The sequence below is a fragment of the Nonomuraea sp. NPDC005501 genome (assembly GCF_040605905.1).
GTDB lineage: Bacteria > Actinomycetota > Actinomycetes > Streptosporangiales > Streptosporangiaceae > Nonomuraea.
In genome coordinates this window covers 1-10868 of sequence record NZ_JBEXDT010000163.1, presented here as the reverse complement: position 1 = coordinate 10868, position 10868 = coordinate 1, and the positions used below count along the sequence as shown (strand labels likewise).

At 70.9% G+C, this 10868-nt stretch carries 11 protein-coding genes, 1 tRNA gene and 1 pseudogene; 7 read left to right on the top strand and 6 right to left on the bottom strand.

What is annotated here, in order from left to right:
- Nucleotides 1–274: 274 nt before the first annotated feature.
- The 3 genes and pseudogenes from ABZS51_RS41095 to ABZS51_RS41085 all read right to left on the bottom strand — a co-directional run bounded on the left by ABZS51_RS41095 (nt 275) and on the right by ABZS51_RS41085 (nt 1688).
- Nucleotides 275–577: a hypothetical protein gene (locus tag ABZS51_RS41095; protein WP_355453314.1), complete on the bottom strand. Its 303-nt coding sequence runs from the start codon at nt 575–577 to the stop codon at nt 275–277.
- 160 nt (nt 578–737) lie between these two features.
- Nucleotides 738–1226, bottom strand: a pseudogene (locus ABZS51_RS41090) (dihydrofolate reductase family protein); the annotation flags it as partial.
- Between the two features lie 388 nt (nt 1227–1614).
- Nucleotides 1615–1688: transfer RNA gene (locus ABZS51_RS41085), tRNA-Ile, on the bottom strand.
- A 162-nt stretch (nt 1689–1850) separates the two neighbouring features.
- Between ABZS51_RS41085 and ABZS51_RS41080 the strand changes: the two genes are divergently transcribed.
- Nucleotides 1851–2447, top strand: coding sequence for a histidine phosphatase family protein (locus ABZS51_RS41080; protein ID WP_355453311.1), 597 nt, complete (start codon nt 1851–1853; stop codon nt 2445–2447).
- On the opposite strand, the gene ABZS51_RS41075 is transcribed toward ABZS51_RS41080, so the two are convergent.
- Nucleotides 2399–3331: a LysR family transcriptional regulator gene (locus ABZS51_RS41075; protein WP_355453308.1), complete on the bottom strand. Its 933-nt coding sequence runs from the start codon at nt 3329–3331 to the stop codon at nt 2399–2401. The two genes, ABZS51_RS41080 and ABZS51_RS41075, sit on opposite strands and share 49 nt — an antisense overlap.
- Before the next feature lie 96 nt (nt 3332–3427).
- On the opposite strand from ABZS51_RS41075, the gene ABZS51_RS41070 reads away from it, so the two are divergent.
- From ABZS51_RS41070 to ABZS51_RS41060, 3 genes are all read left to right on the top strand, one after another.
- Entirely contained in the window at nt 3428–3652 is a 225-nt protein-coding gene (locus ABZS51_RS41070; RefSeq protein WP_310715843.1) for a DUF6158 family protein, read from the top strand.
- Nucleotides 3652–3888 (top strand): hypothetical protein, encoded by a 237-nt coding sequence (locus tag ABZS51_RS41065; protein ID WP_355453305.1) that lies wholly within the window; start codon nt 3652–3654, stop codon nt 3886–3888. Before ABZS51_RS41070 ends, ABZS51_RS41065 begins: the two co-directional genes overlap by 1 nt.
- A 78-nt stretch (nt 3889–3966) precedes the next feature.
- Nucleotides 3967–4782, top strand: coding sequence for a putative hydro-lyase (locus ABZS51_RS41060; protein WP_355453302.1), 816 nt, complete (start codon nt 3967–3969; stop codon nt 4780–4782).
- Here ABZS51_RS41060 and ABZS51_RS41055 read toward each other — a convergent pair.
- The gene (locus ABZS51_RS41055) at nt 4709–6928 is read right to left on the bottom strand and encodes an excinuclease ABC subunit UvrA (RefSeq protein WP_355453299.1); all 2220 of its coding nucleotides are present in this window, start codon (nt 6926–6928) and stop codon (nt 4709–4711) included. The genes ABZS51_RS41060 and ABZS51_RS41055 overlap by 74 nt on opposite strands.
- A gap of 48 nt (nt 6929–6976) precedes the next feature.
- On the opposite strand from ABZS51_RS41055, the gene ABZS51_RS41050 reads away from it, so the two are divergent.
- The 3 genes from ABZS51_RS41050 (at nt 6977) to ABZS51_RS41040 (ending at nt 9846) form a co-directional block, all read left to right on the top strand.
- Nucleotides 6977–7597 (top strand): TetR/AcrR family transcriptional regulator, encoded by a 621-nt coding sequence (locus ABZS51_RS41050; RefSeq protein ID WP_355453296.1) that lies wholly within the window; start codon nt 6977–6979, stop codon nt 7595–7597.
- A gap of 95 nt (nt 7598–7692) precedes the next feature.
- Nucleotides 7693–8982 carry a preprotein translocase subunit SecY gene (gene secY, locus ABZS51_RS41045; protein WP_355453294.1) on the top strand — a complete coding sequence of 430 codons (1290 nt, stop codon included), beginning with the start codon at nt 7693–7695 and terminating at the stop codon, nt 8980–8982.
- 456 nt (nt 8983–9438) lie between these two features.
- Nucleotides 9439–9846, top strand: a complete 408-nt coding sequence (locus ABZS51_RS41040) for a WGxxGxxG family protein (protein WP_355453291.1) — start codon at nt 9439–9441, stop codon at nt 9844–9846.
- A gap of 199 nt (nt 9847–10045) precedes the next feature.
- Here ABZS51_RS41040 and ABZS51_RS41035 read toward each other — a convergent pair whose 3' ends face one another.
- Complete coding sequence (locus tag ABZS51_RS41035) at nt 10046–10702, bottom strand: response regulator transcription factor (RefSeq protein ID WP_355453288.1); 657 nt, start codon at nt 10700–10702, stop codon at nt 10046–10048.
- Nucleotides 10703–10868 lie beyond the last annotated feature (166 nt).

Genomic DNA, 10868 nt, shown 5'->3' with positions numbered 1-10868 from the left:
AAAACGACGACAAGATCTAAATTAAGTCATACAAAGATCACGGATGGTGACTTACCCCTCTTGATCACCACTCCTATGAGAACAATTCGGCAAGTCGCTCGGTAGCTATGAGCTGGGGCCTGTGAGGTGTGTGTTGGCGGCTCGTGCGGCGTCTTCCAGTTCCGGCAACGTGATGACCGTGACTCCGGCGGCGGTCAGGGCTTCGGTGCCGTTGGCGTCGATGACGAAGGTGGGCGGTTCTTTCCAGGCGGTCACTACGCGGGGGATGCCGGCGTTAAGGATGAGCTGTGTGCAAGTTTTCGGGTCGTGACCGGCGTTGGGTGCAGGGCTCCAGGGAGTTGTAGAGGGTGGCTGTCTTGAGGCGGGGATCGTCGGCAGGGTGCTTGGACAGCGCTGACTCCTCCGCATGGACGTGCGCGTCGGTCTCTCGGGAGTAGCCGCGGCTGATCTCGTTGCCGTGCTCGTCGACGATGACCGCACCGACCGAGAAGGCCGTCTGGGATGGCGGGCACTGGTGGGAGAGGTCGATCGCGGTAAGCAGCCATCGGCGGTCTTGTTCGGTGCTGGTGCCGGTCATGTGGTCTTACTACCTGAGGACTCTTTCGGCAGATAGCGCAGGAGCACGACATCGTCCACGGCCCGTACTTCGGCAAGTGCCATGCGGTGGCCGGCGCCTCCTGGGAAGTCCCCGGAGTTGACGAAGCGGGGGCGTTGCCGTCACCGACGAAGATGGGGGCGATGGCAAGGTGGATCTCGTCCACCAGCCCTTGCGTGAGGAACTGGGTGTGGATGGTGCCCCCGCCCTCCACCATGAGGCGGCGGATGCCGCGCTTGCCCAGATCGTCGAGCATGCGACCGAGGCCCGCGGTGGGGCCAAGGCTCACCACGGCGGCAAGGTCGCCCAGGGCTTCACGGAGCTTTGCGGCAGCGGAGTCGGGACAGTAGACGATCTTGTCGCCGCCGTGGTGCCAAAACTTCAGCTCGCGGTCGAGGTCTCCGCTGTTGGTGATGGTGACCTTGAATGGGTACGGGGGAAGGCCCTGGGCAGCACGCTCGGCTCGACGTGGTTCGGAGTTGACCAGCAGGCGGGGGTTGTCGCGCCGCATTGTCGTGGCGCCGATGAGGTTGGCGTCGCTCTCGGCCCGGACCTGGTCCACGCGGTCGAAGTCCGCGGCGTTGGACAGCAGGAGCCGTTCGGGTGTCGTGTCGTCGAGGTAGCCGTCCACGGCCAGAGGGGACGCGGCCTGGTCGAGGGTGAGGGCGAAGGTCCGACCAGAGTGAGACGGCCGCGTGCCGCAGGTCGTACGGTCTGGCGGCCGTGGGGTGGATGTGCTGCTCAAGGTCTACGCCAAGTGCATCGACGGCCAGCGAGAGGCCGCCAACAACCGGATCCTGGAAGCCCTGTCGCAGTGATCACGCGGAACGCAACGGACCTCGGGCTCGTCCCGGGGTCTTTTGCTATGTGCGACCTGGGAAAACGCCCCAAGATCCGTTCCGCGTATGTTCCGCGACGGGTGGCACACGGCTGCTCTCCGCTGCCTCCGACTGCCTGCCCGCGAAACGGGCGATCCCGCGAAACCCCTGCTCAAGCCATGTATGCGGTGGTGAGAAGAGTAGGGCGGGTGGGACTTGAACCCACGACCCACGGATTATGAGTCCGATGCTCTGACCGGCTGAGCTACCGCCCCTGGATTCAGTTGTCCCGCGCCCCTCCACCCCGCGGGCGCAGGCTAAGGGTAGAGCATGGACCGCCTCGCCGGGTGGATGGTTCGCCGCCAGCACATCATTCCACGCCCGCGCGTGTTGATCGAGCCGGCCGTGTTCCCAGGGTGGGCCGGTAGCGTGCGGGGATGGGCGTGAGGCTGGTCTACGAGACGCACTCCGTCACCGTGGACAACGAGATCGGCATCGCCACCGGCCGACTGCCCGGCGAGTTGTCGCGGCTGGGGCGGGAGCTGGCCGTCGGGCTGGGGCTGCGGCGGCGGGACGTGGACGTCGTCTACTGCTCCGACCTGCGGCGGGCCGTGGAGACCGCGGAGATCGCCTTTCCCGACGGCGGTAAGGAGATCAGGCTTGACGCGCGGCTGCGGGAGTGCGACTACGGGATCTACAACGGGCGGCCCGTCAGCGAGGTGGCGGCGCTGCGCAGCCGGTACATCGACGCCCCGTGGCCGGGCGGGCAGAGCTACCGGGACGTGGTGGCCGCCACGGCCTCCTTCCTGGTGGAGTGCATGAGGGAGTGGCAGGGGCGCACGGTGCTCGTCATCGCGCACTCCGCCAACCGGTGGGCCTTGCTGAACCTGCTGGAGGGCGTGCCGCTGGAGGAGTTGGTGGACGCGCCGTTCCGGTGGCGGCCATGGTGGGAGTTCAGGGTCTCCACGTGGCCGGTCCGGCACGGTCAAGGGGCGGTCCCGAAGGACGGGTTGCGGACGAGCCAGTCGCTGTAGATGGGGCTGCCGCGTACCGAGTCGAGGTGGGCCTGTTTGGCGTGGGCCAGGACCCAGGTGGCGTCCGGCGCGGCGGGGCGGCGGCCGAGGAGCTGGCGCCAGCGCAGCGGCGCCCCCGCGAGCGGGACCATCGCCAGCCCCGGCTGCGGCGGGTGGGTGGCCTGGCAGAGCGCCACCGCGCGGCCCACCCGCGCGAGGTGGGCGCAGGTGGTGACGTCGGTCTCGTAGATCGTGCCGGGGGTGAACCCGGCGCGGGCGCAGGCCGTCGCGAAGCAGTCGGCGAAGCAGGCGTCGCCCGGCATGACGGCCCACTGCTCGCCCGCCAGGCCGGCGAGCTCCACCTCCTTCTCGCCGGCGGCCGGATGCCGCTCGCCGACGAGGACGAAGATCGGGTCCAGGCTGATCGAGTCCCACAGCAGCGCGCCGGCGGGGGCGCCGCTGTCGCCGCAGGTGCCGACGAGCGCGTAGTCCAGGCGGCCCACCTCCACCATCGAGGCGAGCTCGCGCCCCGACCAGCTCGTGTACGTGCTGACGGTGTGCTCCTCCGCCAGCCGGTCCACCAGGCCGCCGAGTACGGGCCCGTTGGTGGCCCCTATGCGGAACCCGGGGGAGGGTCTGGTGACGAACCGGGCCGCCTCGTCCTGCAGCTCCTGGGCCGCCGGGAGGAGGACGCGGGCGCGGGCGAGCACCAGCTCGCCGAGGCGGGTGGGCCTGGCTCCGAGCCTGTCGCGTTCGAACAGGGTGCCGCCCAGCGCTCGCTCGATGCGCTTGAGCTGGGCGGACAGGGCCGGCTGCGCCAGCCCCAGCAGTGACGCGGCCTTGCTCACGCTTCCCGCGTCGGCGACCGCTCGGACGATCCTGAGGTGCCGGAGCTCAAGGTCCATAACGGGAAGGTAAGGCTCACTTCCATGCTCGGCAATGCCCAGATGTCAGGAAATATGACAGATATTGTCGAGGTCATTCCGGGTAGGGGGCACCCCATGACGACCATGGGTATCGATCCGAGACAGCTCGGCGACGATGATCTGCTGCGTGAGCTGCGGCAACTGCACGCCACGCGGACGGACGCCTTCTTGCACGCCTCCGACGACGCGCTCGCCCGCCACACCTCGCGGACGAACGAGCTGGAGAGCGAGTATCTGCGCCGCTACCCCGAGCGGGACGTGGACCCGGAGCGGCTGCGGGAGGGAGCGAGGGAGCGGTGATGGCTCGCGACCACGATGTGCAGGCGCTTTCGGACGTGGACGTCCATGTCTACGAGGCGGTCGCCGCGCAGGCCCAGGGCGGTGGACGCGTGGACGTCGACGCGCTGTGCCGCAGCACGGGCCTGGAGGAGGAGAGTGTACGGCGGAGCCTGGTGGCCCTGGTCGCCCAGGGATACGTGGTGCCCCAGGGAGACGGGGTGGGCCTCGGGCCGCACACGTTCGGAGTCGATCGGTAAGGCCGCCGGTAAGCAGCCGGGGTAAGGCGGCCGATCGGTAGGTCAGTCGATCAGTGCGCCGCGGCGTAGTGTCGAAGCGTGGATGTCGCAGACCTGACGCCCGCGCAGGCGCGCGAGCGGTTCCGCGCGGGTGAGCGGGCGCCGACCGCGGGCTGGTGCAGGGGCTGGACGCAGGCCAACCTGATCGCGGTGCCCAGGCCGCTGGCCTACGAGCTGCTGCTGTTCGCCCACCGCAACGCGCAGGCGTGCCCGGTCCTGGACGTGGGGGAGCCGGGGTCGTACTCCAGCGCCCTGTTCCGCGGCGACCTGCGCACCGACCTGCCGGGCTACCGCCTCTACCGGGACGGCCGGCCGGTCGCCGACGCCGGTGACGTGGTGGCGGAGTGGCGGGCGGACCTGGTGCCGTTCCTCATCGGGTGCAGCTTCACCTTCGAGGGGGCGCTGCTGGCGGCCGGTGTGCCGGTGCGGCATCTGGAGCTGGGGACGAACGTGCCGATGTATCGGACGAGCGTGGCGTGCGAGCCGACGGCGACGCTGTCCGGGCCGCTCGTGGTGTCGATGCGGCCGGTGCCCGAGGAGCTGGTGGAGACCGCGGCCGAGGTGAGCGGCAGGTACCCGATGGTGCACGGCGCGCCGGTCCACGTGGGCGACCCGGCCGCGATCGGCATCGCCGACCTCGCCCGCCCCGACTTCGGCGACCCGGTGGAGGTGCGGGCGGGCGAGGTGCCGGTGTTCTGGGCGTGCGGGGTGACGCCGCAGGCGGCGGTCATGGCGAGCGGGGTGGAGTTCGCGATCGGCCACCTGCCGGGTCACATGGCGATCATGGACGTGCGGGACGAGGATTATCGAGAGACCTGGCGAGGTGCTTCGCCGTATGGGTGGACGCCTGGCTGAGGTCGGCCGGGGTGCCCTCGAACACCACCTCACCGCCGTGCCGACCGGCCTCCGGGCCCAGGTCGATCACCCAGTCGGCGTGCTTGACCACGTCCAGGTCGTGCTCGACGACGACGACCGTGCCGCCCGCGTCCACCAGCCGGTCGAGCAGCGCCAGCAGCGTTCCGACGTCGGCCATGTGCAGGCCGGTCGTGGGCTCGTCGAAGACATGGACGTGACCGCTCCCGCCCAGCCGGTGCGCCAGCTTCAGCCGCTGCCGCTCGCCGCCCGACAGGGTGTTCAGCGCCCGTCCGAGCGTCAGGTGGCCGAGCCCCAGCTCGCCGAGCCTCGCGGGGCCCGGCAGGTCGTACGCGCCGGCCGCCTCGTCGGCCGTCAGCGCCAGCACCTCGGCGATCGTCCGGCCGCCGACCCGGTGGGAGAGCGCCTCGGGGTTGAAGCGGGTGCCGCCGCAGGCGTCGCAGACGCGGGTCACCGGGTCCATGAACGCCAGGTCCGTGGTGATCTCGCCGCGTCCCCCGCACGCCGGGCAGGCGCCCGCCGAGTTGGCGCTGAACAGCGCCGGCCGCGCGCCGCTCGCCCGCGCGAACATCCTGCGCAGCGGGTCCATCGCGTTCAGGTACGTCGCGACGGTCGAGCGCGGCGAGGCGGCGATGGCCGACTGGTCGATGAGGATCGCGCCGGGATGCTGGGCGGGCAGGTCCACGGTGGCCAGCGTGCTCTTGCCCGACCCGGCCACGCCGGTGACCGCCGTCAGCACGCCCAGCGGCACGCGGACCGTCACGTTCCTGAGGTTGTGCGTGCGGGCGTCACGCACGGTCAGCCAGCCGGTCGGCGCGCGCAGGGACTCCTTGAGCCCTGTCGCCCGGCCGAGCGCGCGGCCGGTCGGCGTGCCGCTCGCGCGCAGCCCCGCGACCGTCCCCTCGTACACGACCCGCCCGCCGTCGGCGCCCGCGCCCGGCCCGAGGTCCACCACGTGGTCGGCGAGCTCGATCAGGTCGCGGTCGTGCTCGACCACCAGCACGGTGTTGCCCTTGTCGCGCAGCTCCAGCAGCAGGTCGCCGAGGCGGTGCACGTCACGCGGGTGCAGGCCGACGCTGGGCTCGTCGAAGACGTACGTCAGGCCGGTGAGGCTGCTGCCGAGGTGGCGCACGGTCTTCAGCCGCTGCGCCTCCCCGCCCGACAGGGTGGGCGTCTCGCGGTCGAGGCTCAGGTAGCCGAGGCCGATCGCGTCGATGCGGCGCAGCGACTCCACCGCCTCCTCCGCGATGGGGTCGTCCAGCTCGTCCAGCGCGTCGACGAGGTCGGCGATCTCCAGGGCGCACAGGTCGGCGAGGTTGCGTCCGCCGATGCGGGAGGCCAGCGCGGCCGCGTTGAGCCGGGCGCCGTCGCACGCCGGGCAGCGGCCCTCGCGGACGACGCTCCGCGCCGCCTCGTCGAGGGCGTCGACCGCGCGGTTGAGGTGCAGCCGGTTGAAGCGGGTGATCACGCCCTCGTAGGTGTTCTCGTAGCGGCCCCGGCCCACCTTGAATCCGCCGCCGTGGAGCAGCAGGTCGAGCTCCTCGCCGGTGAAGTCGCGCAGCGGCTTGGCCGGGTCGAACAGGCCGCTGCGCGCGTAGAGCTGCCAGGCGTACGAGCCGACGGGGAAGAGGCGGACGGCGCCCTCCTCCAGCGACAGGTCCCGGTCCAGCAGGAGGTCGAGGTCCACCTCCGTCTTACGGCCCATGCCGTGGCACTCGGGGCACATGCCCTGGGAGTCGTTGAACGAGTAGGCCGTCGCCGGGCCCGCCGACGGCTCGCCCCGGCGCGAGAACAGCACGCGCAGCATCGGCTGGATGTCGGTCATCGTGCCGACCGTGGAGCGGGCGTTGCCGCCGACCGGCCGCTGGTCCACCACGACGGCGGTGGTGAGCCCGGACAGCCGCTCGGCGCGCGGGCGCTCGTGGGTGGGCAGCCGGTTGCGGATGAAGGCGCTGAAGGTGGCGTTGAGCTGGCGCTGCGACTCGGCCGCGATCGTACCGAACGCGATCGAGGACTTGCCCGAGCCCGACACCCCCGTGAACACCGTCAGCCGCTCCTTCGGCAGCCGGAGCGAGACGTCCTTGAGGTTGTTCTGCCGCAGGCCGGTGAGCACGATGTCGTGCGACATGCGATCCTCCGTAGCTTTAGCTAACACTATTAGTTTAAGCTACATGCCGTGACTGACATTCCGGATCGCCGGGCGCGGCGCAGGGCGGAGACGCAGGAGGAGATCCTCGGGCTGGCGCTCGACGTGATGGCCGAGGAGGGCGTCGCCGGGCTGAGCCTCGCGACCGTCGCCCGGCGGCTCGGCGTCCGGCCGCCGTCGCTGTACCGGTACTTCCCGTCGCGCGGCGCGGTGTACGACGCGCTGTTCGAGCGCGGCCAGCGGGAGTACCTCGACGCGGTCCGCGGGCCGGCCGGCTCACGATCACCGGGGCTCGACGCCCTCGGCGCCTCCTACGAGGCGGGCGCCCGGTGGATCATGGCCAACCCGGTGCTCGCGCAGCTCCTGTTCTGGCGGCCGGTGCCCGGCTTCACGCCGTCCCCGGAGGCGTACGCGCCCGCCCTGGCCATCCACGACCACTTCGCCGGCCTGATCCGGGCCGCGGTGGAGCGCGGCGAGCTGCACCCGGACGCGGCGGGCGACGACGGGCTCGCGCTGGCGTCGAGCCTGATCGCCGGCCTGGTGTCGCAGCAGCTCGCCAACCAGCCGGACGCGGGCTACGAGGACGGCCGCTTCACCCGCCTGGTGCCCCGGCTGCCGGCCGTCCTCGCGGCCGTCTACCCGCCGCGCTGATCGGCCCCGACGCACTCGTCTACGCGGATTCGCGTACACGGGTGCATCGGTTGAGCGGACGACGGCGGCGGGGCGCGCGGCCAGACTCGGGTGCCATGCTCACTGTGCTGGTCAGGGCGTTCCGGGTGCCGGAGCTCCGCGGGAAACTGCTGTTCACGCTGGGTCTGCTGGCGCTGTTCCGGCTCGGGCAGCTCCTGCCCGCGCCCGGTGTGGACGTGGTCGCGGTCCGGCGGTGCCTCGGCACGGCCAAGGGCGGGCTCGTCGACATGGTGCAACTGCTCAGCGGGGGCGCGATGCTGAAGCTGTCGGTGTTCGCGCTGGGGGTCATGCCGTACATCACCGCGGGCATCGTCATGCAGCTGTTCGTGGTGCTGGTGCCGAGGCTGGCGGCGCTGCGCAAGCAGGGACAGAACGGGCAGGCCCGGATCACCCAGTACACCCGCTACCTCACCGTCGGCCTTGCCGTGCTCAACGCCACCACCGTCACCGCGCTGGCCCGCTCCGGGAACCTGCTGCCGGGCTGCACGACGCCGCTGCTGTACGGCCAGAGCCTGCCGGCCGTCGCCGTCCTCGTGGTGACCATGGTCGCGGGGGCCTGCCTCGTCATGTGGCTCGGCGAGCTGATCACCGACCGGGGGATCGGCAACGGGATGTCGCTGCTGATGTTCACGCAGGTCGTGGCCGTCTTCCCGTCGTACCTGTCGACGATCTTCCTGGTGAGCCCGTTCTCGTTCGCGGTGATGCTGGTGACGGGGGTGTTCCTCGTCGCCGGCGTCGTGTACGTCGAGCAGGCGCAGCGCCGCCTGCCCGTGCAGTACGCCAAGCGCATGGTCGGGCGCCGCATGTACGGCGGGACCAGCACCTACATCCCGCTCAAGGTCAACCAGGCGGGCATCGTGCCGGTCATCTTCACCTCGTCGCTGCTCTACCTGCCCACGCTGGCCGCGCCGCTGCTGGGCGACGGGGCCGGCGGGTGGCCGGCGCGCGTGCTCGCCTCGGGGACGCACCCGCTCTACCTGGCCACGTACGTCCTGCTGATCGTCGGGTTCGCGTACTTCTACGTGTCGATCACGTTCAACCCCATGGAGGTGGCGGACAACATGCGACGGTACGGGGGCTTCGTGCCCGGGATCAGGCCGGGCGGTCCCACGGCCGGCTACCTGTCGTACGTGCTGTCGCGCCTGACCGCCGCCGGGGCGGCCTACCTCGGGGTGCTGGCGCTGCTGCCGATGCTCGCGTTCATGATCCTCAGGGATCCGGGGGCGCAGCAGAACTTCCCGTTCGGCGGGACCAGCGTGCTGATCATGGTGGGAGTGGGGCTGGAGACCGTCAAGCAGATCGAGGCGCAGCTCCAGCAGCGCAACTACGAGGGCTTCCTGCGCTAGTGTCATCCGCCTGGATTCAGGAGATGGGCCTTGCCGACAGCACCCGGTGATCGTTTCCGGCCACGGCGCCGGAAAGTGCTTGATCCATAGCACCTGCGGTGAACATGAGTGAGAAGGCGCTTCGACGGATTGCTGAAGTCTGGTGTGCTCCATACCTCTGAGTGGCACTTCCTCGCGACTGCGCGGGTAGGCGGGTTGAAGACCGATACGCAAGCAGGGGGGAAGCGAGTGATCACGCGGCAGTCCGCTGAAGGGAGCTGGGCTCCCGAGGGCGGGCTCCGCGAGCGATGGAGCGCGAACCCATCACCGAGGCCCATCGCGACCAGGCTCTGAGCGGGCCGGACACCACCGAGTCCGAGCACGAGGTCACCCTGCACGGAGAGTGACCGACGGTGGCCACTCGGCCCGCCGCGCGACACCACACGCCGTGACCCGAGCGGTGTCTGATCTCGCCAGATGTTCGACCACATGGTTCACCATTCCTGTCCGCCGATGACGACGGAGGGCCTCGTCCGCCCCTTCCAGGAATGGATTGCAAGCCATCGCCCGAGAAGAGAAATTAGGTGGTCCTCTGCTCGAGAGACCACCGGATCGGTAGGAATCATGCGCAAAATGCTCATGGGCCTTGGGCTGGTCTTCACGCTCACGCTGGCCCCTACTGCGGCCGCCATGGCTGATGCTCCCGTCGTCCCAGCCGCGCACAGCCAGCCCAGTCCATCACCACAATCCAATGACAACGACAGCGGTAACGGCGGCAAGTGGGGGCTGCTGGGCCTGCTCGGTCTGCTCGGCCTCGCCGGCCTACGCAAGCAGAAGCAGCACGTCGGCACAACCGAGCACATTCCCAACCGCCCGCGTCCATAGGCTCGCCGGGCAGAGCCCGCGCCGGTCTGTCCGGTGCGGGTTCACCGGACGCGTCCGCCGGGGGACAACCTCGGCGGGCAGGGCAGCCGGCGTCATGACACGTCACCAACCGGGCGATGACCGGACGACGTTGCCGCCGACCGAGGCACAGCTCGAGCAGCGCACCTACGAGGGCTTCCTGGGCCGGCCGCGAATCGCCCTAGGTCTGTCCGGGGACGGCCAGGCCCGCGCGCATGGCGAACACGACGAGCTGGGCCCGGTCACGCGCCCCCAGCTTCACCATGGCCCGGCTCACGTGCGTCCGCACGGTGTCGGGGCTGATCACCAGCTCTCCGGCGATCTCCTCGTTGGACCGGCCGGTCGCCACCCACGCCACCATCTCCCGCTCGCGCGGGGTCAGCGTGTCCAGCCCCCGCACGGGCGCGGCGCCGGTCCCGCCGAACAGGGAGATGACCCTCCTCGTGATCGACGGGGACAGCAGGGCCTCGCCCGCCGCCACCACCCGGACCGCGTTCACCAGCTCGTCCGGGGCGCTGTCCTTGAGCAGGAAGCCGCTGGCGCCGGCCTGGAGGGCGGCGAACACGTACTCGTCCTCGGCGAACGTCGTCACCACCACGATCCGGGTGCCCGCCAGGCAGGGATCGCCGGCGATGGCGCGCAGCGTCGCCAGGCCGTCCATGCCGGGCATCCGGATGTCGAGCAGCAGCACGTCGGGGCGGGTACGGCGGAGCAGGTCGAGCGCGGCGGCGCCGTCGGCCGCCTCACCGGCGCACTCCATGTCGGGCTCGCGCTCCAGCAGCGCCCGCAGGCCCATGCGTACGACGGCCTGGTCGTCGGCGACGACCACCCGGATCACGCGTCCTCCCCGGGACGACCCGTGACCGGGAAGCGGGCGAGGACGCGGAAGCCGCCGTCCGGTCGCGGGCCGGCGGTGAGGTGGCCGCCGACCGACCAGGTGCACGACGGCGGCGCGCCCGGCCCGCTGCGCGACCTGCTGGGCGTCGCGGTCGAGGAGTTCTGGC